This window comes from Aeromicrobium panaciterrae (assembly GCF_031457275.1).
GTDB classification, from domain to species: domain Bacteria; phylum Actinomycetota; class Actinomycetes; order Propionibacteriales; family Nocardioidaceae; genus Aeromicrobium; species Aeromicrobium panaciterrae_A.
This window is the reverse complement of record NZ_JAVDWH010000001.1, coordinates 2172192-2195669: the sequence shown is the minus strand read 5'-3', so window position 1 is coordinate 2195669 and position 23478 is coordinate 2172192. Positions and strand designations below refer to the sequence as shown.

Annotated in this window: 21 protein-coding genes; 16 read left to right on the top strand and 5 right to left on the bottom strand. The window is 65.0% G+C overall.

Going from position 1 to position 23478, the window contains the following annotated elements:
* Positions 1 to 20: 20 nt before the first annotated feature.
* A complete protein-coding gene (gene kynU / locus J2X11_RS11245) occupies positions 21 to 1211 on the top strand; it encodes a kynureninase (protein ID WP_309970859.1) in 1191 nt (396 codons plus the stop codon).
* 9 nt (positions 1212 to 1220) lie between these two features.
* Positions 1221 to 1952 carry a 4-hydroxy-tetrahydrodipicolinate reductase gene (gene dapB / locus J2X11_RS11240; RefSeq protein ID WP_309970855.1) on the top strand — a complete coding sequence of 244 codons (732 nt, stop codon included), beginning with the start codon at positions 1221 to 1223 and terminating at the stop codon, positions 1950 to 1952.
* On the opposite strand, the gene J2X11_RS11235 is transcribed toward dapB, so the two are convergent.
* The 4 genes from J2X11_RS11235 to J2X11_RS11220 are packed head-to-tail and all read right to left on the bottom strand — an operon-like array spanning position 1949 to position 3949.
* Positions 1949 to 2254 (bottom strand): AzlD domain-containing protein, encoded by a 306-nt coding sequence (locus J2X11_RS11235; RefSeq protein ID WP_309970853.1) that lies wholly within the window; start codon positions 2252 to 2254, stop codon positions 1949 to 1951. The two genes, dapB and J2X11_RS11235, sit on opposite strands and share 4 nt — an antisense overlap.
* Complete coding sequence (locus tag J2X11_RS11230; RefSeq protein WP_309970850.1) at positions 2251 to 2922, bottom strand: AzlC family ABC transporter permease; 672 nt, start codon at positions 2920 to 2922, stop codon at positions 2251 to 2253. Before J2X11_RS11230 ends, J2X11_RS11235 begins: the two co-directional genes overlap by 4 nt.
* Positions 2919 to 3452: a GNAT family N-acetyltransferase gene (locus J2X11_RS11225; RefSeq protein ID WP_309970847.1), complete on the bottom strand. Its 534-nt coding sequence runs from the start codon at positions 3450 to 3452 to the stop codon at positions 2919 to 2921. Before J2X11_RS11225 ends, J2X11_RS11230 begins: the two co-directional genes overlap by 4 nt.
* Complete coding sequence (locus J2X11_RS11220) at positions 3449 to 3949, bottom strand: hypothetical protein (RefSeq protein WP_309970844.1); 501 nt, start codon at positions 3947 to 3949, stop codon at positions 3449 to 3451. Before J2X11_RS11220 ends, J2X11_RS11225 begins: the two co-directional genes overlap by 4 nt.
* Before the next feature lie 50 nt (positions 3950 to 3999).
* On the opposite strand from J2X11_RS11220, the gene J2X11_RS11215 reads away from it, so the two are divergent.
* Together J2X11_RS11215 and J2X11_RS11210 are read left to right on the top strand one after the other, a co-directional pair.
* The gene (locus tag J2X11_RS11215; RefSeq protein ID WP_309970841.1) at positions 4000 to 4794 is read left to right on the top strand and encodes a thymidylate synthase; all 795 of its coding nucleotides are present in this window, start codon (positions 4000 to 4002) and stop codon (positions 4792 to 4794) included.
* Positions 4795 to 4819: 25 nt separating this feature from the next.
* On the top strand, positions 4820 to 5308 hold the full coding sequence (locus tag J2X11_RS11210) for a dihydrofolate reductase (protein WP_309970837.1): 489 nt from the start codon (positions 4820 to 4822) through the stop codon (positions 5306 to 5308).
* Here J2X11_RS11210 and J2X11_RS11205 read toward each other — a convergent pair.
* Positions 5301 to 6092, bottom strand: coding sequence for a thioesterase family protein (locus J2X11_RS11205; protein WP_309970834.1), 792 nt, complete (start codon positions 6090 to 6092; stop codon positions 5301 to 5303). The genes J2X11_RS11210 and J2X11_RS11205 overlap by 8 nt on opposite strands.
* A 129-nt stretch (positions 6093 to 6221) precedes the next feature.
* Between J2X11_RS11205 and dapA the strand changes: the two genes are divergently transcribed.
* From dapA to J2X11_RS11145, 12 genes are all read left to right on the top strand, one after another.
* Positions 6222 to 7136 (top strand): 4-hydroxy-tetrahydrodipicolinate synthase, encoded by a 915-nt coding sequence (gene dapA, locus J2X11_RS11200; protein ID WP_309970831.1) that lies wholly within the window; start codon positions 6222 to 6224, stop codon positions 7134 to 7136.
* Positions 7137 to 7146: 10 nt separating this feature from the next.
* Entirely contained in the window at positions 7147 to 8826 is a 1680-nt protein-coding gene (locus J2X11_RS11195; protein ID WP_309970828.1) for a ribonuclease J, read from the top strand.
* Positions 8827 to 8928: 102 nt separating this feature from the next.
* Complete coding sequence (locus J2X11_RS11190; protein ID WP_309970825.1) at positions 8929 to 10113, top strand: molybdopterin molybdotransferase MoeA; 1185 nt, start codon at positions 8929 to 8931, stop codon at positions 10111 to 10113.
* A gap of 148 nt (positions 10114 to 10261) precedes the next feature.
* The gene (locus J2X11_RS11185; RefSeq protein WP_309970820.1) at positions 10262 to 11785 is read left to right on the top strand and encodes a nitrate/nitrite transporter; all 1524 of its coding nucleotides are present in this window, start codon (positions 10262 to 10264) and stop codon (positions 11783 to 11785) included.
* A gap of 7 nt (positions 11786 to 11792) precedes the next feature.
* Positions 11793 to 13877 (top strand): molybdopterin oxidoreductase family protein, encoded by a 2085-nt coding sequence (locus J2X11_RS11180; RefSeq protein ID WP_309970818.1) that lies wholly within the window; start codon positions 11793 to 11795, stop codon positions 13875 to 13877.
* Positions 13874 to 15346 (top strand): FAD-dependent oxidoreductase, encoded by a 1473-nt coding sequence (locus J2X11_RS11175; protein ID WP_309970815.1) that lies wholly within the window; start codon positions 13874 to 13876, stop codon positions 15344 to 15346. Before J2X11_RS11180 ends, J2X11_RS11175 begins: the two co-directional genes overlap by 4 nt.
* A gap of 45 nt (positions 15347 to 15391) precedes the next feature.
* Positions 15392 to 17965: a nitrite reductase large subunit NirB gene (gene nirB, locus J2X11_RS11170; protein WP_309970812.1), complete on the top strand. Its 2574-nt coding sequence runs from the start codon at positions 15392 to 15394 to the stop codon at positions 17963 to 17965.
* Entirely contained in the window at positions 17962 to 18309 is a 348-nt protein-coding gene (gene nirD, locus J2X11_RS11165) for a nitrite reductase small subunit NirD (RefSeq protein WP_309970808.1), read from the top strand. The genes nirB and nirD overlap by 4 nt, the downstream gene beginning before the upstream one ends.
* Entirely contained in the window at positions 18306 to 19421 is a 1116-nt protein-coding gene (locus tag J2X11_RS11160) for a uroporphyrinogen-III synthase (RefSeq protein WP_309970805.1), read from the top strand. Before nirD ends, J2X11_RS11160 begins: the two co-directional genes overlap by 4 nt.
* The gene (locus tag J2X11_RS11155) at positions 19418 to 20134 is read left to right on the top strand and encodes a sirohydrochlorin chelatase (RefSeq protein WP_309970802.1); all 717 of its coding nucleotides are present in this window, start codon (positions 19418 to 19420) and stop codon (positions 20132 to 20134) included. The genes J2X11_RS11160 and J2X11_RS11155 overlap by 4 nt, the downstream gene beginning before the upstream one ends.
* 109 nt (positions 20135 to 20243) lie before the next feature.
* Positions 20244 to 20957 (top strand): sirohydrochlorin chelatase, encoded by a 714-nt coding sequence (locus J2X11_RS11150; protein ID WP_309970799.1) that lies wholly within the window; start codon positions 20244 to 20246, stop codon positions 20955 to 20957.
* Positions 20958 to 21025: 68 nt separating this feature from the next.
* Positions 21026 to 23476, top strand: coding sequence for an FtsK/SpoIIIE family DNA translocase (locus J2X11_RS11145; protein ID WP_309970796.1), 2451 nt, complete (start codon positions 21026 to 21028; stop codon positions 23474 to 23476).
* Positions 23477 to 23478: the final 2 nt, after the last annotated feature.

Genomic DNA, 23478 nt, shown 5'->3' with positions numbered 1-23478 from the left:
CTGCATGAGAGCATCACTCGGTGACGACACCGCCTGACGTCCTCGACGCAGCAGATCCGTTGGCTCAGTTCCGCGATCGCTTCGTGATCACCGACGACGTTGTGGCATACCTCGACGGCAACTCACTCGGACGCCTCCCGAAGGCGACGGCCGAGCGACTCGCGACGTTCGTCCAGGACGAATGGGGAGGGCGGCTCATCCGCGGATGGTCGGAAGGCTGGGTCGAACTGCCGGTGACAGTGGGCGATGAGCTGGGTGCCGCTGTGCTGGGCGCTGCGGCTGGCCAGACGGTGATCGCCGACTCGACCTCGGTCAACATCTACAAGCTCCTACATGCTGCTGCATCGGTGCGTCCCGATCGCACGGAGCTTGTGATCGATTCGACGAGCTTCCCGACCGATCGATACATCGTGGAATCGGTCGCTGCTTCGCGCGGTCTCGACGTGCGGTGGATTGAGCCTGACCTGGTTGAGAACGTCACCACGGACGTACTTGCCAGTGTTCTCAGTGATCGGACGGCAGCCGTACTGCTAGGACATGTCGACTACCGGTCGGCGACCCTGCTGGACCTGCCTGGGCTCACTGCGCAGGTGCACGATGCGGGTGCGGTGATCATCTGGGACCTTTGCCACTCAGCGGGAGCCGTCCCGATTGATCTCGACGACAACAATGTCGACTTCGCGGTCGGGTGCACCTACAAGTACCTCAACGCAGGGCCGGGAGCGCCGGCGTTCCTGTACGTCGCAGAGCGCCACCTCGCTGCCGCGACTCAGCCGATTGCCGGATGGTGGAGTGCAGCCGACCTGTTTGCGATGGCCGACCGCTACGACGCATCGCCGACTATCACCCGGATGCTAAGCGGTACGCCGCCGATTGGCGGGATCATCGCCGTGCAGGAGGGTGTGCGCCTGGTTGCTGAGGCAGGCATCGACGCCATTCGTACGAAGTCGATCGCGCTGACCGACTATCTGGTGGAACGGCTGGACGACGCGGGATTCGACATCGCGACGCCGCGCGACAGCTCTGGACGAGGGAGTCACGTGACAGTCCGGCATCCAGATGCACGCTGGATCACGGATGCGCTGATCGAGCGGGGAGTGATCCCGGACTACCGCGAACCGGACTTCATTCGCCTGGGTCTCTCACCGCTCACGACATCGTTCGCCGAAGTCGATGCGGCGGTCGCGGTACTCATCGCAGTCACGCTCTAGGCTTGGCCCATGACACGAGTCGCGGTCCTGGGTGCCAAGGGACGTATGGGCACAGCTTCCGTCGAGGCGTTGAAGGCGGCTGGACTCGACGTCGTGGCCGAGGTCGACGTTGATGACTCGATCGACCAGCTGGCCGACGCCGGGGCAGAGGTCGCGCTCGACTTCACCCAGCCGGGTGTCGCGCTCGACAACGTGAAGTGGTGCATCGAACACGGCGTGCACGTTGTGGTCGGTACGTCGGGCTTCGACGATGCCAAGATCGCCGAGGTGAGCGCGCTTGATCCCAAGACCGGCGTGCTGATCGTGCCCAACTTCTCGATTGGCGCAGTGCTGATGATGAAGTTCGCCGCAACCGCGGCCCCATTCTTCGAGTCCGTCGAGGTCATCGAGATGCACCATCCGGACAAAGTCGATGCGCCGTCCGGCACAGCGACACGTACTGCTGAACTCATCGCCTCGGCTCGCAAGGACGCCGGGTCGGCGCCGCTGCCGGATGCCACCACCACCGATCCCGATGGTGCTCGAGGTGCCAAGGTCGCCGGCGTACCAGTGCATTCGCTCCGCGCACGCGGTTTCGTCGCATCTCAAGACGTCGTGTTCGGGGGAGTGGGCGAGACCCTGTCGATCCGCCACGACTCAAGCAATCGTGACTCGTTCATGCCGGGCGTCGTCGCAGCAGTCAAGGCCGTCAGCGACAAGCCGGGTGTGACTGTCGGCCTCGAGAGCGTCCTCGGTCTCTAGAACTGCCGTACGAGGGCGGCCACTAGCGCTGCCGCGAATACCATCGGCAGGAACGGCACGCGAAGAGTCAGCAGAACCGCCGCGACACCCAACGCAAGCAACCGGGCGTCGACCTCAATCTCACCGTCTCTCGCGAAGACCTGCACCGCGATGAGCGCGCCGAGCAGTCCGGCTGGGATCAGATCGGTGGCCCGTACGGTCAGCCGGTGTTGGAGGACTCGTTCAGGCACCGACAGTCCCGCGTACTTCAGCGCGAAGCAGCCAGCGATCATGACGGCAATGCCGCCCCACAGCGGAGTCATGAGGGCTTCCTCGATCCCCACAGCATGCCGATCAACACGGCGACGGCACCACCGATGATGATCGGCATCCCAGCGCTGGTGAAAGGTACGAGACCAAGCGCGACGGCCGAGCCGATCAACGCGACCATCCGGCCTTGCCACGTGGCGAGGCGTGGCCAGAGCAACCCGAGGAACGCTGCGCCGACGGCCGCATCTAGTCCGTACGTTCGTGGGTCACCGATCGCGTTGCCGGCCAGTGCGCCGAGGAACGTGAAGAGATTCCAGAGCACGAAGATTGAGAGCCCGGTCCAGTAGAAACCGAGACGAGCTTGCCGCTGCGTCTCACGGGTCACGGCCATCGCGGTGGACTCATCGATCACCAGGTGCGCCGAGGCGAAGCGTGATCGCGCGTCGAGTCCCAGCTTCGGGGCGATGCTCACGCCATAGAACATGTTGCGGCTGCCCAGCAGAATCGCGGTGAACGCGCCCGCGAACGGGTTGCCGCCCGAGGCGATGACTCCGACGAAAGCGAACTGGGACGCGCCTGTGAAGACCAAGAGCGAGAGCAAGCAGGTCTGCAGGACGCTGAGGCCCGACGTGGCTGAGATCGCGCCGAACGAGGCGCCGTACGTTCCGGTCGCGATGCCGACGCCAAGCGAATCGACGATGACCGAGCGATCTGTCGTCACGCGAGACTCGTGTGCAGCCGAATCTGCTTGACCGTGCTGCCGTCGTCGGCGGCGAGCTCGCGGTGCGCCCCGTCGGGCTCCCAGCCGGACTCGCTGACGAACCGGCGCAGCGCATCGTCGGTCGAACCGATCCACCAGACAGCGCGGGTGAACTTGTCGGCCGAGAGAGTGTCGATCGCAGCCTGGAGCAGGCGCGAGCCGTGGCCTTCACGCTGGTGCTCCGGATCGATGATGAACTCACCGATCTCGCCGTCCGTGACCTGATCGCTGTCGGGGTCGTACGAAGGGTGCACCAACGTGAAGCCGCGGACGTCGGCACGTTCGAGCGCTACGAGTACCCGCATGCGGGCCTCCTTGGGCGTGCTGATCGTCATGGCCCAGCGCTCGGCGAGCTGAGCAGGGTCGAGAGCGTCGAGCTCGGCGGCCGGAATCAGTTCGGCGTAGTTGGCGCGCCATGCAGCAATTTGTACGCGCGCCATCGGGCTTGCATCGTCCGGCCAGGCAAGACGAGCGCTGACATCTGCGTTCACAGGGATGAGAATCCTTCAATCAGGCCGGAGTCGACGCCGCTTGAGTCGAGCATTGCGGCCGTACGGGAAACGTTGCGGAGGGTCGGCCAGATCTCCCAGGCGAGGAGCAGAATCCCCGGGAAACCAGCAATCACGATGGGCCACCCGCCGTACGAACCCACGAAGCCGACGATGACTGCGGGAAGCATGGAAGCCTCGACGATCAACATCTTGCGGACGGTCTGAGCCGCAAATGCGTCAAGCCCGGCGGATTTGAGTCGGACGGCATCGTCGTCGCCCGCGAGCGGTTTGCCCGACAACCAGACTCGCTCGGCGAAGACAGCCGCGATGACAATCGGCACGACGAGCGCTCCCGCGAGCCACGGCGGGGGATAACTGGCATCGGTGGCCCCGCAGAACCAGAACAGGGCCAGGAGGAACGCGCCAGTGAGGCCGAGCTGCAGCGTTGCGAAGTTACGAATCTCGCGAGGCGTGGTGTTGTATTCAGCGCTCGGCATGGTGCGAGTTTCGCACACGATCTGTCATCGCCGATTGATACTCTGCGGTCATGCGGGCTTACCTCGATCTTGTCCAACGGATCCTCGACGAAGGAGTCGACAAAGGTGACCGCACAGGCACCGGCACCAAGAGTGTTTTCGGCCATCAGATGCGGTTCGACCTGAGCGAGGGTTTCCCGCTCGTCACGACCAAGAAGGTCCACACCCGTTCGATCATCGAAGAGCTTCTCTGGTTCATCGCTGGATCGACCGACAACAACGCACTTCGCGACAAGGGCGTCACGATCTGGGACGAATGGGCCGCTGAGGATGGCGACCTCGGGCCGATCTATGGCTACCAGTGGCGCTCCTGGCCGGCCCCCGACGGTCAGCACATCGACCAGCTCGCGCAGGTCATTGAGCAGATCAAGGCCAATCCCAACTCACGCCGCCACATTGTCAGCGCATGGAACGTGGCTGATCTCGATGCCATGGCGCTGATGCCGTGCCACGCGTTCTTCCAGTTCTACGTTGCCGACGGCAAGCTCTCCTGCCAGATGTACCAGCGCTCGGCTGACGTGTTCCTAGGTGTGCCGTTCAACATCGCGTCCTACGCCCTGCTGACCCACATGGTCGCGCAGGTGGCGGGGCTCGAGGTCGGTGATTTCGTGCACACGTTCGGTGACGCGCACCTCTACATCAACCACCTCGACCAGGCTCACGAACAGCTTTCCCGCGAGCCGCGCCCGCTTCCGGAGTTGTGGCTTGATCCGTCGGTCACCTCGATCGATGACTTCACCTTCGACTCGATCAAGATCACCGGCTACGAGCCTCACCCCGGCATCAAGGCTCCGATCGCAGTATGAGGCGGAGCCGAATGAGGTCAACAGAGTGACGCTGACGCTCGTCGTGGCGATGGGCACCAACGGCGTCATTGGCGCCGACGGCGGTATCCCGTGGCGCCTGCCCGCTGACCTCGCCAACTTCAAGGCGCTGACCATGGGCCATCCGATGGTGATGGGTCGCGCGACCTATGACTCGATCGGTCGACCGCTCCCAGGTCGTACGACGATCGTCGTCACCCGACAGGTCGTGTGGTCCGCACCGGGTGTCTTGGTCGCCCCGAGCCTGCCCGACGCACTCAGGCAGGCGGCAGAGCTCGACAACGAGATCTTCCTGGTCGGTGGCGCGCAGATCTACGCTGAAGCGCTTGACGCCGGACTCGTCGACTCGATGGTCGTTACTCGGGTCGAGCTGGCGCCTGAGGGCGACACCTATTTCCCCGAGGTCGACTGGGCTGAGTGGACCGTCGTAGAGCGCAGCGACCACCCCGACGACGTTCCGCCGTTCACGATCACTCGCTTCGACCGCGCTAACTGAGCAGGATCGCGAGCTGGCGGCTCTGCGCGACGAGGTTGCCGGCTTCGTCCCAAAGCTCGCAGTCCTCTTCGTGATAGCCGTTGATGACGTGCCGCGTCGTCAGCCGAGTGGCGATCCAGCCCGGGACGGGGCGTCGGTGCAAGTGCACCGTGAGCTGCACCGTCATCGACATGAACTCGCCGATCTCGAGCACCGGTGGGGCGTACGCGTCGCAGAGAAACGCAAGAGCTGGGAAGTCGATCTCGCGGCCTCCTGCGAGCCGCTGCCAGAGCTCCGCAGTGGGATCGCCGCTGGGCTCGCCGAGCGCCCAGCCCGGGGCTTCGGTGAGCCGATAGTCGACGCGATCGAAGATGCTGGACGAGGGCAAGGCGTCGGGAAAATCCTTCGGGTCGAAGCACTCGTCGGGCGCAGGCAGCGCCGGGGGAGTGCCAAGCTCGACGGACCGCCCACCCGTACGAGCGCCGAAGCTCGCCAGCAGATGGGCGATGTGTCGGTCGCCTTCCCACAGCGCCGCTTCACCGGTCTGTACGCGGCGTCCACGACGCAGCGCGGTCGTACGAAGTTCGGCTGCTCCGGTCTCCGGCGAGGCGAGATAGGAGATCGCGGCGACCATCGGGTCGTCGGCCTCCATCTCCTCGCCGAGACCGCGCAGCATGGCCGCGAGGATGTAGCCGCCGTTGGGCTTGCCGAGCGGCGTGTTCCAGCGGTCGGTCAGCACCAAGTCGCGTATGCCGTCTCCGCGGGGCGTTGACGCGGTGTCGATGTCGTAAATGTCCTCGGCCATGCCGCAACCTCCGTTGAAGGCAAAGATACGGAGGCAGCGGCATTTGCTACCTCATGGTGCCCTCGCTGGCGCTCGGGCAGCTCCCATCCTGCCCGTCGCCGGGGACGTTCGAAGCGGTAACCTCGACGTATGACGTCGCCACTCGCCACCGAGGCCGCGCCTTTTGGGCGTGTGCTGACCGCAATGGTCACGCCGTTCACCCGCGAGGGTGAACTCGATCTCGATGCTGTGCAGAAGGTGGCGTCACACCTTGTCGACAGCGGCAGCGACGGCCTCGTCGTCAGCGGAACGACTGGCGAGTCGCCCACGACGACCATCGCCGAAGACGGTCGACTCCTCACCGCCGTGATCGAAGCAGTCGGAGATCGCGCCTCGATCGTTGCTGGTGTCGGCACCAACGACACGCGTCACTCGATCGAGCTCGCCCAGCAGGCCAAGAAGGCCGGTGCCGATGGCCTCCTCATCGTGACGCCTTACTACAGCAAGCCACCGCAGTCCGGCCTGCTCTCGCACTTCACTGAAGTCGCTCGTGCTGGCGATGACACGCCCGTGATGCTCTATGACATTCCGAGCCGCAGCGTGATCACGATCGCCGACGAGACGTATGCCGCGATGGCGGACAACCCGCTGATCGTTGCAGTCAAGGATGCCGTCGGCGACCTCAACCGCGGCGCCTGGCTGATGCGCGAGACCGGCATCAAGATCTACTCCGGTGACGACCCGCTCAACCTCCCGTGGCTCGCCATGGGCGCCAGCGGTGTCGTCAGCGTCGCGTCCCACGCGGCCGCACGCCAGTACGCCGACATGGTTGCCGCAGTCGACGCAGGCAACCTCGCCGAAGCGCGGTCGATCAACGACCGGCTCCTTCCCGCCGTCAAGGCGATCATGAACTACACGCAAGGTGCGATCTCCGCCAAGGCGACGCTCCAGCTGCTCGGTGTTCTCGAGCACCGCACGATGCGTGCACCCCTCCCCGAAGCCACCGAAGAGGAAGTCGCGATCATTCGCGCCGGACTGGTGGCGTCGGGCCTTCTCGAAAGCTAGGCCTTTCTGTATGAGCCACATGCACCTCGAACTTGATCTACCCCCAGCACTCCCGCGAGGCGCACTTCGCGTCATCCCGCTCGGAGGACTCGGCGAGATCGGCCGCAACATGACGGTCTTCGAGTACGACGGCAAACTGCTGATCGTCGACTGCGGAGTGCTGTTCCCCGAGGAGCACCAGCCCGGCGTCGACCTGATCCTCCCGGACTTTGGTCCGATCCGCGACCGACTCAAGGACGTCGTCGGCATCATGCTGACGCATGGCCACGAGGACCACATCGGTGGCGTGCCCTACCTCCTGCGCGAGCGTGGCGACATTCCGGTGATCGGATCCAGGCTGACGCTGGCTCTATTGGCGCCCAAGCTCAAGGAACACCGCCTCAAGGACGCCCCGACACACACCGTCACCGAGGGCCAGATCGAGAAGTTCGGCCCCTTCGAGCTCGAGTTCGTTGCCGTCAACCACTCGATCCCCGACGCACTCGCCGTTGCGATCAAGACCCCTGCGGGAGTCGCGCTGCATACGGGCGACTTCAAGATGGACCAGCTGCCCCTGGACGGCCGCATCACCGACCTTCGCGCCTTCGCGCGGCTCGGCGAGCAGGGAGTCGACCTGTTCCTCACGGACTCGACCAACGCGGAAGTACCAGGATTCACGACGTCGGAGCGCAGCATCACACCGGCGATCGACAACGTCTTTGCCAGCAGCAACGGCCGGATCATTGTCGCGTCGTTCGCCTCGCACGTTCACCGCATCCAGCAGGTCATCGACGCAGCGCACAAGCACGGACGCAAGGTTGCGTACGTCGGCCGCTCGATGGTTCGCAACATGCAGATCGCTCGCGACCTGGGCTACCTCAACGTGCCCGACGGCGTCGTGGTCGACAAGATCGATGCGGCGCCGCCCAACAAGATGGTGCTGATGTCGACCGGTTCGCAGGGCGAGCCGATGGCCGCCTTGTCGCGGATGGCCAACAACAGCCACCAGCAGGTCAGCCTCGAACCGGGCGACACCGTGCTGATGGCCTCGTCGCTGATTCCGGGCAACGAGAACGCGATCTACCGCGTGATCGACGGCCTCACCAAGCTCGGCGCCAACGTCGTTCACAAGGGCAATGCCCTCGTCCACGTCTCGGGTCACGCGTCTGCTGGCGAGCTGCTCTACTGCTACAACATCGTCAAGCCGACCAATGTGCTCCCGGTGCACGGCGAGATCCGCCACCTGCACTCCAACGCCAAGCTCGCCACGGCGACCGGTGTTCCCAACGTGATCCTGGCTGAAGATGGCTACGTCATCGACCTCGTCGATGGTCACGCCTCGATTGTCGGCGCGGTCCAGTGTGGCTATGTGTACGTCGACGGCTCGTCGGTCGGCGACCTCACCGATTCTGAGCTCAAGGACCGCCGCGTTCTGGGCGAAGAGGGCTTCATCTCCGTCGTCGTCGTGATCGACTCGACGAACGGCAAGATCCTGTCCGGTCCCGAGATTCACGCCCGCGGTATCGCCGAGGAGGATTCGGCATTCGACGAGGTCATGCCCAAGATCATTTCGGCGATCGAGGAGGCCCTCAAGGAGGGCACCCATGACTCCAGGCAGCTCGAACAGGTCATCCGCAGGGTGCTCGGATCGTTCGTCGGACGCAAGCTGCGCCGGCGCCCGATGATCCTCCCGGTCGTCCTCGAAGCCTGATTCGCAACCTCACAGTCGGACTAGTCCGACTGTGAGAACACTGTTACGCCGCGATCACGCGACCTCGTGGTCGCGGAAACCTCGTGTTCATAGCCTCAAGCCATGGCAGCACTCGTACGTGGTGATTGGGATGCGGTTCGTCGCGTCTCGACGAGCCGTGCCAAGCCTCTCGCCAGCGAAATGTGCGATCTTGCCGATGCGCACGGTCGGGTCCTCGCAAGCGACGTACGATCCCTGATCGACCTGCCCGCCGCTGATGTTTCGGCAATGGACGGGTGGGCAGTGTCCGGTGAAGGCCCGTGGCAGGTCCGCGGACGGCTGGTCAACGGCACGACGCCGGATGGACCGCTTGGAGCGCAGGAAGCCATCGGAATCGGCACCGGGGGAGTCGTCCCGGCTGGAGCGACCGCGATCATACGACGCGAGCATGGCGACATCATCGACGGACAACTGCAGTGGGCTCCACCGACTGGCGTTGCACTCAGCCTCAAAGATGTACGTCCGCGCGGCGACGAAGCACATCGCGGAGACGTGATGGTCCATGCCGGCGCGAGACTCGACTCGATGTCGATCGCTCTGGCCGCCAGCACAGGACACGACGAGCTTGAAGTGGCGATCGTCCCGACGATCGATCTACTGGTTACCGGCGACGAAGTCGATCTGAGCGGCCGACCAGTGCCAGGGCGCGTACGCGACTCAGTCAGCCCAGCCCTCACCGGCATGGTGCGAGGTGCGGGCGGCTCAGTCGAGAACGTTCTCGCCGTGCCCGACGATGTCGAGGCGCTTGCCGCGCAACTGCTTGCCTCGACCGCGGACATCGTCATCACGACCGGCGGAACCGCCGTCGGCGAGGCAGACCATTTGCACGAGGCGCTGCGCCGGGTGCGGGCCGAAATCATCGTCGACCGAGTCGCCGTGCGACCCGGAGGACCAACTGTTCTGGCGATCCTTCCCGACGGCCGACTGGTTGCCGGACTGCCCGGAAACCCGCTCGCAGCCGTCGTCGGATTCCTGGCCGTGGTTGAGCCGGCCCTCCGTGCGATGACCCTCGAAACAGAACGCCCAAACACCCGTGAACTGCTCGGTACCGACTTGGACCGATTCGACGGCGGGACCCGGATTGTGCCGTTCATCAGGTCCGATGCGGGAGTCGTGCCGACATCGTGGACGGGCTCGTCGATGCTCCGCGGACTCGCGTCGTCTGACGGACTACTGGTCGTACGGCCAGGTGCAGCGACTGCCGGTACGTCGATCGAGACGCTCCCCGCGGTGTGGAGGCACGCATGAGTGCCGATCTCACAACGGGCATGTTGCGACCGTGCAGAGAGTGTTACCCACTCCTGATCGGAGTTCACCTTCGACCGAAACACGAGGTCCATACGTTCAGGGTCACGAGATACCGCACCGTGCGGAATCGCCGACCTCGGAGCGTCCTATGACAAGCGTCATCACTAGTCCTCCCGACAACTCGTCGGCCCCACAACCCTCTGCCACTCATCGCACCGGTCGCTGGATCGACGATTGGGATCCCGAGGACGAAGCGTTCTGGGAGTCCACCGGCAAGCCGATCGCACGCCGCAACCTGATCTGGTCCATCTTCAGCGAACACCTCGGCTTCTCGGTGTGGCTGCTGTGGAGCGTCAGCTCGGTCATGCTGGTCAAGGTCGGGTTCAACTTCACCCCGCAGCAGCTGTTCTTCCTTGTCGCCGTGCCCAACCTGGTCGGTGCGCTCATCCGACTGCCCTACACATTTGCCGTACCGAAATTCGGTGGCCGCAACTGGACGATTGTCAGCGCTCTGCTGCTGCTGATCCCGACGCTGCTGTTCGCCTACTTCGTGCAGCGCCCTGACACTCCGTACGGCGTGTTCGTCGCGATCGCGGCAACGGCCGGCCTGGGTGGCGGCAACTTTGCCTCCTCGATGGCCAACATCAACTTCTTCTACCCCGCACGCAAGAAGGGTTCGGCTCTCGGCCTGAACGCAGCCGGCGGCAACCTCGGTGTGGCGATCATCCAGTTCTTCCTGCCGATCATCGTCGGTGGCGCCGGAGCCTTCGGTCTCGTCAAGGCGAGCCAGAGCGGTCTGGTCCTCCAGCGCGCTGGCTACCTGTACGCAGCTCTCGCTGTCATTGCCGCAGTCTGCGCGTACCTCTTCATGAACAACCTGACGTCCGCGTACTCCAAGCCGCGCGAGCAGATGGCCGTCGTGAAGTACAAGCACACGTGGATCATGTCGTTCCTCTACATCGGTACGTTCGGATCGTTCATCGGCTACTCGGCCGCCATGCCGCTGCTGATCAAGATCAACTTCTTCCGCTCACCGATCCCCACTGAGTCCATCGGTATCAACTTCGCGTACTACGCGTTCCTCGGCGCTCTCGTCGGCTCCATCGCCCGTCCCATCGGCGGCAAGCTGGCCGACAAGTTCGGCGGAGCGCGCGTCACCTTCTGGACGTTCATCGCGATGATCGTCGGCACGCTGACGGTGCTCTACACGCTGACGCTGCTGAAGCCCGTTCCTGTCGCACCGCCGGAGAAGCTCGCTCTGTGGGCCAAGGATCCGTCGGCGTTCCCCGGCTTCAGCCCGGAGATCGTCTCGGCCGTCAACCACAACTCCGACATCTTCCCGTTCTTCCTGATCGCATTCCTGTTCGTCTTCGCCGCCACCGGTATCGGCAACGGCTCGACGTACCGGATGATCCCGCTGATCTGGAAGAACCTGGCCAAGGGCACCAAGGCCACCAAGGAATCGTCGGCAGTGATCGGCATCGCCGGAGCGATCGGTGCTCTGGGCGGGTTCCTGATCCCGATCACCTTCGGTTCGCCGTGGGTCGACAACCCTGTCGAGGCCGTCAAGACCGCGTTCGGAATCTTCACCGCGTTCTATGTCATCTGCCTCGCCGTGACGTGGTTCTTCTACGTACGCAAGTCGGCCACGATGGCAAAGGCTGGTGTTTGAGAACCACATGACCGACACGCACTGTCCCTACTGCGCACTCCAATGCGCCCAGAAGCTCGGCGGCGATCCCATCGCCGCCGAGCCGCGGGCGTTCCCGACCAATGTCGGCGGAATGTGCCAAAAGGGCTGGACCAGTGCGGAACTTCTTCGGGCGCAGGATCGCATCACCACGCCGCTTCGCCGTACTCCGACAGGGTTTGAGCCTGTCGGATGGGACGAGGCGCTCGATGACATCGCCGCTCGCGTGCAGGCGATCCAGGCAGAGCACGGGCCGGACGGTGTTGCTGTGTTCGGCGGGGGAGGCCTGACCAACGAGAAGGCCTATCAGTTGGGCAAGTTCGCCCGGCTCGCACTTCGCACGAGGTTGATCGACTACAACGGTCGCTTCTGTATGTCGTCCGCTGCGGCCGCCGCGAATCGCACGCTCGGTATTGACCGTGGGTTGCCGTTCCCGCTGACGGATCTCAACGACGCGGACGTGGTCGTACTGTTCGGCAGCAACCTGGCAGACACCATGCCGCCAGCGGTCCAGCACCTCGGCGGCGTACGCGAGCGCGGCGGGTTGATCGTCGTGGATCCGCGTGTCAGTGCGACTGCCAAGCTCACCGAGGAAGGCGGGGGAGAGCACGTTCAGCTCGTTCCCGGCACCGACCTCGTGTTCATCCTCGGACTCCTGCACATTGTGTTCGCCGAGTCACTGTTCGACAGCGACTACCTCGCGGCACGGGTCGATGGTGTCGATGCCGTACGTCGCAGTGTCGCGGAGTGGTGGCCCGAGCGGGTCGCCGCGACGACGGGCGTCTCCGAGACGCAGCTGCGTCGTATCGCTCGTATCCTGGCGGACGCCAGCCCTCATCGCGGAGGCAAGGGCGCCTTCCTGTTGACCGGCCGCGGCTCCGAACAACACGTCGACGGCACTGACACGGTGACCGCTGTCATCAATCTTGCGCTGACGCTCGGACTCGTCGGAGCCGAGCGCGGTGGTTACGGCGCGATCACGGGTCAGGGCAACGGCCAAGGTGGCCGCGAGCACGGCCAGAAGTCCGACCAGCTTCCCGGCTACCGGATGATCGTTGACCCGGCAGCCCGCGAACATGTCGCCGCCGTATGGGGCGTCGATCCCGACGCGATCCCTGGCGCCGGTGTGCCGGCAGTCCAACTGCTGATGAGCTTGGGTCAACCCGACGGCCCGCGTGCACTGTTCGTGCACGGCAGCAACGTCCTGGTCAGTGCGCCGGATGCCGGCACCATACGTCGCCGCGTCGAGTCACTCGATCTGGTTGTCGTCTGTGACTTCATCCCGTCCGAAACCGCCATGCTCGCCGACTACATCCTCCCGGTCACGCAGTGGGCCGAGGAGGAGGGAACGATGACGGGCCTCGAAGGCCGTGTGCTCCGACGCCGAAAGGCAGTCGAAGCGCCCGACGGCGTTCGCTCGGAGCTCGAGATCTTCTCCGAGCTCGCGGCACGTCTCGACGCGCCAAGCACCTGGCCCACCGAACCGCGTGAGGTGTACGACGAGCTTCGTCTCGCCAGTGCAGGCGGGCGTGCTGACTATGCAGGCATCTCGTACGACCGCCTCGACGCAGGTGAAGCGCTCTATTGGCCGTGCCCGTCCGAGGACCACCCCGGCACGCCGCGACTGTTCGCTGAGTCGTTCCCCACTCCGACTGGAAAAGCAAAGATGATCGCCGTTCGGGCTGTCGGACCCGACGACGTCCTGCGCGCTGATGCACCCGTCTGGCTCGTGACTGGGCGGGTGCTTCAGCACTACCAATCCGGAGCCCAGACCCGTCGCGTCGCGAAGCTCAACGACTCGATGCCGCGCGCGTACGTGGAGATCCATCCCGTACTCGCGCAGCGGATCGGCGTCGAAGGCATCGACAACATCAGTATCACGTCCAGGCGCGGCTCGATGGTCGCTCAGGCGCGCATCAGCCCCGACATCCGCCCGGACACAGTGTTCGTCCCGTTCCATTTCGCAGACGAGGGGATGGTCAACGCCGTGACGAGCTCCGCGACAGATCCAGTGTCCGGAATGCCGGAATTCAAGGTGTGCGCCGTACAGATCAGCAGGGAGGCGACGGCATGAAGGTTGTAGTCATTGGTGCCGGCATGGTGGGCAACCGTTTCGTCGATGAGCTGGGACGCATTGCGCCCGACGTCGACGTCGACCTGCTCGGCGAGGAGTCGTACGAGCCCTATAACCGTGTGCTGCTGACTGAGCTCGTCGCGGGTCGTGTGGACTTGGCTGGATTGGCCCTGCCGACTCCGGATGAAGGCCGCGTGCGCGTACGCCCGGGTGCCGCCGCACTCGAGATCGACCGGGAGCGCCGCTGTGTCGTCACGGCGCAGGGCGAGTTCGAGTACGACCACCTCGTGCTGGCCACCGGTGCCCGCGGGCGAGTCATCCCGATCCCGGGTCTTCGCGACGGCTTGCCTCGCGGTGCCCACGTTCTCCGCAGCCTTGACGACGCACGCGACATCTCGGCCGCAGCGCTCAACGTCGATCGTGCGGTCGTGATCGGCGGTGGTCCGCTGGGCATCGAGCTCGCCTGTGGCCTGCAGCATCGCGGTGTCAGCGTCACGGTCATGTCGATCATGCCGACGATGCTCGATCGCGATCTCGACCCGGTAGTCGCTCAGATCGCCGAGAGCACCGCCAAGGATTTGGGCATCGACTTCGTCGGTAACGCCCAGATCGCATCCGTCGCAGTTTCCGATGGCCGAGTCACGGCAGTCCGCCTCGAAGACGGAACGTCGTATCCCGCGGGACTCGTCGTGCTGGCTGCCGGCACGGCCCCCGAGACAGGTCTCGCCGGTGCTGCCGGACTTGAGACCAACATGGGCATCGTCGTTGGCGAGGATCTGCGGACAACTCTGGATCCGCGAATCTCAGCCATCGGTGACTGCGCCGAAACTCCCAGTGGAGTCAGCGGTCTGGTCGCGCCGGGCTGGGCTCAGGCCCGAGCCCTGGCTCGCAGCATCGCGCACGACACCGAACTAGAACTCCCACCCATCTCCGGATCGGCCATGCGACTGAAGGCGGTCGGTATGAGCGTCGTGACGATGGGCATCCGCGCCTCGACGGCGTCCGAGCGCGACCGTGTCGTGACGCTGTCCGACCCCCGCGAACGTCGCCATGTTGAGCTCGTCGCCCGTGGCGACACGCTCGTCGGAGTGACCTGCGTCGGAGCGCCTGATCTTGCCGCGCACCTCTCGACCCAGTTCGACCGTCCGGGCATGCTCCCGGCCGACCCGATGCTCCTGCTGATGGGCACCGGTTCGATGGGAGTCGTCGAGAGCGCATCGCCGACGACGATGCCGGCAGCTACCACGGTGTGCCGATGCAACGGCGTGACCAAAGGTGACCTTGTGCACGCTTGGGATTGCGGCTCCACGACGGTCGAAGCGCTTGCCAGCGCGACGCTCGCGACCACGGGTTGTGGCGGGTGCAAGAAGCTCGTCTGCGGCATCGTTGACTGGCTGCAGGAGACCGATCCGCCGGAGATCTCACAGGCGTCGGACGAGGCACGTGAGGCAACCGTTCCGTCGAGGTAACACGGACACGCACGCCCTGAAATCTGCGTTTCCTACCGTCGAATCATGACTAAGAAGAAGCTCGCAGTTGTTGGCGCCGGCATGGTCGCTCATCGTCTTGTCGAGGCGATGGTCGAGCGTGGAGCCGACCAAGAGTGGGACATCGAAGTCTTCGGCGACGAGACTCGCCCCCCGTACGACCGCGTCGCACTGACGTCCTTCTTCTCCAACAGCGATCCCGACGACCTGCTTCTCGGCGACGGCGAACTGTGGAAGCGCCCGGGCGTACGCCTCTACCGCGGATCGATCGTCAGTCATATCGATCGCGAAGCGAAGCAGATTCACGCTCGCAACACGACTTTTGAGTACGACCGCTTGGTGATTGCCACCGGTTCGTACGCCACGGTGCCTCCCGTCGAGGGCTCTGACCTGCCGGGCTGCTTCGTCTACCGCACCGTCGATGACGTCGCGGAGCTCCGCGCCTGGGTGACTGACCGCGAGGCTGCGCTGGGCCGCAAAGTCAAGGGAGCCGTCGTGGGTGGCGGACTACTCGGGCTCGAAGCGGCTGGCGCGCTGACGGCGCTCGGCGCCGAGACCACAGTCATCGAGTTTGCCGACTGGCTGATGCCGATGCAGGTCGATCAGGCCGGCGGCGGCGCACTCCAGCGGATCATCGAACAGATGGGTGTCGAAGTTCGTACGTCCACCGCGACCTCCAAGCTGCGCGCGGACCGCGACGGCAAGGTCGCACGCATGCAGTTCGCCGACGGCGAGAAGATCCAGGCCGATGTCGTGGTCTTCGCGACCGGTGTACGACCGCGCGACGAGCTCGCCCGCGAGGCAGGGCTTGAGGTGGGCGAACGCGGGGGAGTGATCGCCGACAAGTACTGCGCCACCAGCGACGAATCGATCTTCGCGATCGGCGAGGTTGCGCACATCGCCGGCCGCCTGTGGGGTCTCGTGGGACCGGGCTACTCGATGGCCGAGGTCGTCGCTGACCGACTCCTCGGTGGCGACGCGACGTTCGAGGGTGCGGATCTGTCGACCAAGCTCAAGTTGCTCGGTGTCGACGTCGCCAGCTTCGGCGATGCCTTCGCCGCGACCAACGGCAGCCTCGAGGTTGTCTATGCCGATCCGCTGGCGGGCATCTACAAGAAGCTCGTCATGAGTGACGACGCACAGACACTGCTGGGCGGCATGCTCGTCGGTGACGCCAGCGCCTACACGAATCTCCGACCCATGGTGGGCCGCGCGCTCGGCAGCGATCCGACGGCGTGGCTGCTGCCCGAAGGTATGGAGCCGCCGACCGGTGGCACGCTGCCGGACGACGCCAACGTCTGCTCCTGCAACAACGTGACGGCCGGAACCGTACGCGGTGCTGTGACTGACCACCAGTGCACCGACATCGCTGCGGTGAAGGCGTGCACGAAGGCCGGCACGAGCTGCGGCTCGTGCGTCTCCCTGGTCAAGAAGCTCATGGAGACCCAGATGGCCGAGGAGGGCCTCGAGGTCAACACCGCGTTGTGCGAGCACTTCGCGTACACCCGCGCTCAGTTGTTCGACGTCGTCAGGGTCAGCGAGATCACGACGTTCTCCGAGCTCGTCGAGAAGCACGGCACTGGCCGCGGTTGCGACATCTGCCGCCCCGTCGCGGCATCGATCCTCGCCTCGCTCGGCAACGGACACGTCCTCGACGGCGAGAACGCGGCGATCCAGGACACCAACGACCACGTCATGGCCAACCTGCAGAAGGACGGCACCTACTCGGTCGTACCCCGCATCCCCGGCGGTGAAGTCACCCCCGAAGGACTGATCGTGATCGGTCAGGTGGCCGCTGACTATGGGCTCTACACGAAGATCACCGGCGGTCAGCGCATCGATTTGTTCGGCGCTCGCATCGAGCAGCTGCCCGCGATCTGGAAGCGCCTCGTCGACGCAGGCTTCGAGTCGGGTCACGCGTACGGCAAGTCGCTTCGCACGGTGAAGTCCTGTGTCGGGCAGTCGTGGTGCCGTTACGGAGTGCAGGACTCGACGACTCTCGCGGTCGACCTGGAGCTCCGCTATCGCGGCCTCAGGTCGCCGCACAAGCTCAAGCTCGCCGTGTCTGGCTGCGCCCGCGAGTGCGCTGAGGCCCGCGGCAAGGACGTCGGCATCATCGCGACCGACAAGGGTTGGAACATGTACGTCGGCGGCAACGGCGGGTTCACACCGCGCCACGCGCAACTGTTCGCTGAGGACCTCAGCACCGAGGACCTTGTACGCGCGATCGATCGCTTCCTCATGTACTACGTACGCACGGCTGACCGCCTGCAGCGCACCGCGCCGTGGCTCGAGTCGGTCGAGGGTGGCATCGAAGCCGTACGTGCCGTCGTGTTCGAGGACAGCCTCGGAATCGCTGCCGATCTCGACGCCGCGATGGAGGCTCACGTGGACGCATACGAGGATGAATGGGCGGCAACTCTCGCTGACGACGAGAAGTTAGCGCGGTTCGCATCATTCGTTAACGCGCCGGAAACACCAGACCCCGATCTTGTATATGTCGAGGAACGTGGTCAACGACGACCCGCAAACGGCGATGAACGAGCTGTACTGATCGCCGGTACAAGCATTCCAGTGCGCGAGGCGGAGGTAGTCGTATGAGCGGATGGCAGCGCGTGTGCACGCTCGACGCCTTGGTGCCCGATCGCGGTGCCGCGGCTCTCGTTGGCGATCACCAGGTCGCGCTGTTCCGTCTCAGCGACACCGAATACGTACACGCGGTCGACCACCTCGACCCGTTCAGCCAGGCCAATGTGATGGCTCGCGGACTGGTCGGCAGCCGTGGCGGCGTAGCAACGGTCGCATCCCCGATGCACAAACAAGCGTTTGATCTCAAGACCGGTCAATGCCTCGACGATCCCGAAGTCTCGCTCCAGGTGTGGCCCACACGCGTATCTGACGGTTGGGTCGAGGTTGAACTTCCCGAACGTGTAGGACCCCCGTGACCCCACTCGGACCAGTTCTTGCTGGAACCCAGATCCTCGTCACGGCTCAGCGCCGGGCCGAGGATCTATCGCTGGCGCTTGGCCGACGCGGTGCCGTCGTCACGACGGCAGCGTCACTCGGTGTTGAGTCGCACATCGATGAGAGCACCCTGATCGCACAGACCCGACAGATGATTGCCGCGGGCACCGACATCGTCGTCGTCACCACCGGCATTGGTTTTCGTGGCTGGCTCGATACCGCCGAGGCAGCCGGTATCGGCCACGAGCTCGTCGAGGCATTGCGATCCGTACGACTGATTGCCCGAGGTCCCAAGGCGCGCGGAGCGCTTCAGGCCGCCGGCCTCATGCCTGACTGGGTTGCTGAGTCGGAGACGTCGGCCGAGATCGCTGACTTCCTGTCGGCCGAAGGCGTCCGTGGGATGTCGATCGCCGTGCAGCATCACGGAGCAGGTGACGACGGGCTCGAGAAGCGACTGGCTGCCGCCGGTGGAAGGCCGTTCGGCCTCGTTGTCTATCGCTGGGGCCCGCCGCCGGACCCCGCCGCAGTTGAGCGTTCGGTCTTCGACACCGCAGCAGGTCTGTACGACGCCGTCGTGTTTACGTCAGCACCAGGCGCCGCAGCGTGGCTGGCATCCGTCATCGAGCACGGCGCCGTCGACGAGATTCGTCGGCTCGAGAAGGATCGTCGTCTCGTGCTCGCAGCGGTCGGCCCCGTAACAGCTGATCCACTACGCGCCGCGGGCTTCGACCCGCTGTTGCCGGAGCGAGCACGGCTTGGAGCGCTCGTACGATCGCTCGTCATGTTCCTCGGCGACGCATCCGAGAACGTACAGACCACCGCCGGTCAGCTGCGGGTGCGTGCAACCGCTGCGACCCTCAATCACGAAATTCTGCCCGTGTCGCCCAGCGGTCTCGCCATCCTGCGGGCGCTTGCGAGCGAGCCGGGTTCAGTGCGCTCCCGCGGGGAGCTTCTTGCCGTCTTGCCGGGGGAGTCGGACGATCCGCACTCGGCCGAGGTTGCCGTGGCCCGCCTGCGCGAGGCCATGGGGCAGCCCATCATCCAGACCGTGGTCAAGCGTGGCTACCGCCTCGCAGTTGCGGAGGATTCATGACGATCTCGCTCGTGGCGACCAGCCACGGAACCAGCGTTCCTGAAGCTCGCGAGGCGATCACCTCGCTGATTGACGGCGTACGCGAGGCTGCACCTCACTTGGACGTGCACGAGGCGTTTGTCGACGTCCAGGATCCGTACGTCGGCGATGTCGTCGAGCAGATCGATGGTGCTGCCGTGGTCGTACCGCTGCTTCTTGCGCCCGGATTCCATGTCGACGTCGACATCGTGAATGCCGCTGCGCGTCCGACGGCTGCCGCAGCCCGCACGCTCGGTCCGGATGCGCGACTGACCCGGGTACTCCTTAAACGCTTGGCCGACGTGGGTGCGACCCGCGACGACGTGGTCGTCCTGGCTGGCGCCGGCTCGACCAATGACATCGCGTTGCGAAGCGTTGACGCTGCCGCACGAATGCTGGGCACTGCGTGGGGCTCGCCGATCCCGGTCGGCCACGTGGGTGGCAAGGCCAATCCGATCGAAGACGTCGTGCGCGACGTTGCACGATCCGGCCGCCGTGTGGTCGTGGCGAGCTATCTAATGGCCCCCGGCTACTTCTTCGACAAGCTGACGCAATGTGGCGCTGACGTCGTCACGCAGCCGTTGCTCGATGGACCGGTGGCCGATCCGGACCTGGTCTCGTTGGTGATTGACCGGTACGCAGAGGCGGCGGATCTGCTCGATCAGACGCATACAGCCCTCGAACGATGGATGTAACCGAACCTCGTTGTGCTGTTAACGCCCGGGTAACATCCCGCCGCGACTCTGGAGATGTGCCTGCATCCGGTCGTGGTTTACGCAATTGCGGCCCTCGGGGGTGCAGGAAATGACGCGCAGCCTCCTACTGTGCGCGCATGGCCCGCAGAGCACACGCGGACGTGCCGCCCTCGCCGGACTGGTCAATGCAGTCAGGCGAGAGGCGCACGACCTCGACGTGATGGACGCGTACGTCGATCTGCAGGAGCCTTCGATCGTCAGCACGGTCGAGGCGACATCAGGTCCGCGGGCGTTGGTGCCATTGATGCTGGCGTACGACCGCTCGGTCAGCGTCGACATCGTGAGGGCATCGCATCTTGATCCGTCGGTAACCGTCACGCCGCCGCTCGGACCCGACTGGGTGCTTGCGGAGGTCGGCGTACGTCGACTGTTCGAGGCTGGGGCACGTTCGAACGACACCATCGTGCTGGCGGCAGACACAACGACAGATGAGCGTGCGCTCGCTGACGTTGCCAAGGCTGCACGACTTCTCAGCGCCGTATGGGGAGGACGCGTACATGTCGGAGCACTCGGGGGTCCCGACACAGCGCTCGTCGAAGCGGTCGATGTCGCGCGTGCGTACGGGCACCGCGTCGTGGTCTCGAGCTATCTCCTCACGGCCGGTACGGCTCACGACGCCATGCGTGAGTGCGGTGCCGATGTCGTCACCGACCCGTTGTTGGACAACAACCCGCCTGATCAGCGTCTCGTGAGCCTCGTGATGGCACGCGCTCGCGGCGAGGGCGCCAACACGAATGACCTCACCAAAGCCAGCTGGAACTGACCGATTTCAGCGTGGCCGAGCAGCGTGGGATCCGCTGAAACACTCATGTTCTGCTTTAGCCTTTCCCCATGGCGACCCGAACGTCTTCCCCGCCGCGCAAGCGGCCGTCCGGTAGCCAGGCTCGAAAGAAGCCGGCAGCACGCAAGCCGCAGCCAAAGAGGCCGCAGCGACCGCGCAAGCCGCGCAGTTCCGGACCTGGCCCAATCAGTGCTGCTTTCAGCGGCCTGATCAATCTGCTGCGCTCCATCTGGTTCGGCCTTGCCGGACTGACTGGCGCGATTGCCCGAAGCATTGGCAGCAGTGCCAAAGAGCTCGACCCTGCGCAACGGCGTGACGGTGTCGGCTTTGGTCTGCTCGGCATCAGCATCATCGTTGCCGCGTCGGTGTGGTGGGACATTCCAGGACGCGTCGGCGGTCTGGTCCGCACGATCACGTCCGGCAGCGTCGGCATCCTCGCGTGGGCCGTCCCCGTGCTGCTCGCCGTCATCGCCTGGCGCACACTGCGTCACCCCGATCGCAATGGTCCCGCTGGTCGTCAGATCATCGGCTGGAGCGCGATCACCGGCGGCATCCTCGGACTCGTGCACCTGTCACACGGTGTGCCGCGCCCCAGTGACGCCAACCCCGACGCGATGCGCGAGGCAGGCGGAGCGATCGGCTTCCTGTTCTCTGCTCTGATGGTTGACCTGCTCAAGAGCCCGTACGTCGTCGCGCCGCTTCTCGTGCTCGTCGTCGCGTTTGGCCTGCTTGTGGTGACCAATACGCCGCTGCACGCCGTACCCGGCCGCCTGACCGAGCTCCGCGACAAGGCCCTCGGCCGTACGACCGAAGAAGAGGTCGAGGACGAGAAGCCCAAGCGACCCAGGCACCCCAAGACTCCTGTCGTTGAAGAGTTCGAGAGTCCGCTCGTCGAAGGACCCGACGAGGACCGCCAGGTTCCCGCACGCGTCTTCGAGGTCCATGAGCCCCAGGCGGATATTGACGACACTGGTCCGATCCGTGCGATCGAGCCGATCCCGGCTTCGGCGGAGCAGCTCGCACTGGCCAGCGACGTCATCTACACGCTCCCGGAGCCGTCCGTGCTCCGCGAAGGTACGCCACACAAGGCACGCTCGACCGCCTCGGATGAGGTCGTCGAACGCCTCACGGAGGTGCTCGAGCAGTTCCAGATCGACGCCACTGTCACCGGCTACACCCGTGGCCCGACCGTCACCCGCTACGAGGTCGAGCTCGGCCCCGCGGTCAAGGTGGAGAAGGTCACCGCGTTGTCGCGCAATATCTCGTACGCCGTGGCCTCGGCCGAAGTGCGCATCCTGAGCCCGATTCCGGGCAAGTCTGCGATTGGCGTCGAGATCCCCAACGTCGACAAGGAGATGGTGTCGCTCGGCGACGTCCTGCGCTCCGGCAAGGCCCGCAGCGACCACCACCCGATGGTCATCGGCCTCGGCAAGGACGTCGAGGGTGGCTACGTCGTGGCCAACCTCGCGAAGATGCCTCACCTGCTCGTCGCGGGTGCGACCGGCTCGGGCAAGTCGTCGTTCGTCAACTCGATGATCGGCTCGATCCTGATGCGGTCGACGCCTGAAGAGGTGCGCATGATCCTCGTCGACCCCAAGCGGGTCGAGCTGACCGCGTACGAGGGTGTTCCGCACCTGATCACGCCGATCATCACCAACCCCAAGAAGGCTGCCGAGGCGCTTCAGTGGGTCGTACGCGAGATGGACATGCGTTACGACGACCTGGCCAACTTCGGCTACCGCCACATCGACGACTTCAACAAGGCCGTACGAGCGGGCAAGGTGCAGCTGCCTCCGGGCAGTGAGCGCATTCTGGCGCCCTACCCGTACCTGCTCGTGGTTGTCGACGAGCTCGCCGACCTGATGATGGTTGCGCCGCGTGATGTTGAGGACTCGATCGTCCGCATCACGCAGCTTGCTCGTGCGGCCGGCATCCACCTCGTGCTCGCCACGCAGCGACCCTCGGTCGATGTCGTCACGGGTCTGATCAAGGCCAACGTGCCCAGCCGTCTCGCGTTCGCGACGTCGTCGGTCACCGACAGCCGCGTCATCCTCGACCAGCCTGGCGCTGAGAAGCTCGTCGGTCAGGGTGACGGACTGTTCCTGCCCATGGGCCAGAACAAGGCCATGCGTATGCAGGGTGCCTGGATCACCGAAGCCGAGATCCACTCGATCGTGGAGCACTGCAAGAAGCAGCTGCAGCCGATCTATCGTGAGGACGTCACAGCTCCCGCGGCGGCTTCCAGGCGCGAACTCGACGACGACATCGGCGACGACATGGATCTCGTGCTGCAGGCGATTGAGCTCTGCGTGACGACCCAGTTCGGCTCGACGTCGATGCTGCAGCGCAAGCTGCGCGTCGGCTTCGCCAAGGCCGGTCGCCTGATGGACATCCTCGAGAGCCGCGGCATCGTCGGACCCAGTGAGGGTTCGAAGGCCCGCGACGTACTCATCAAGCCCGATGACCTCGACCAGGTCCTCGCAAGCATCCAAGCGGGTTGAAC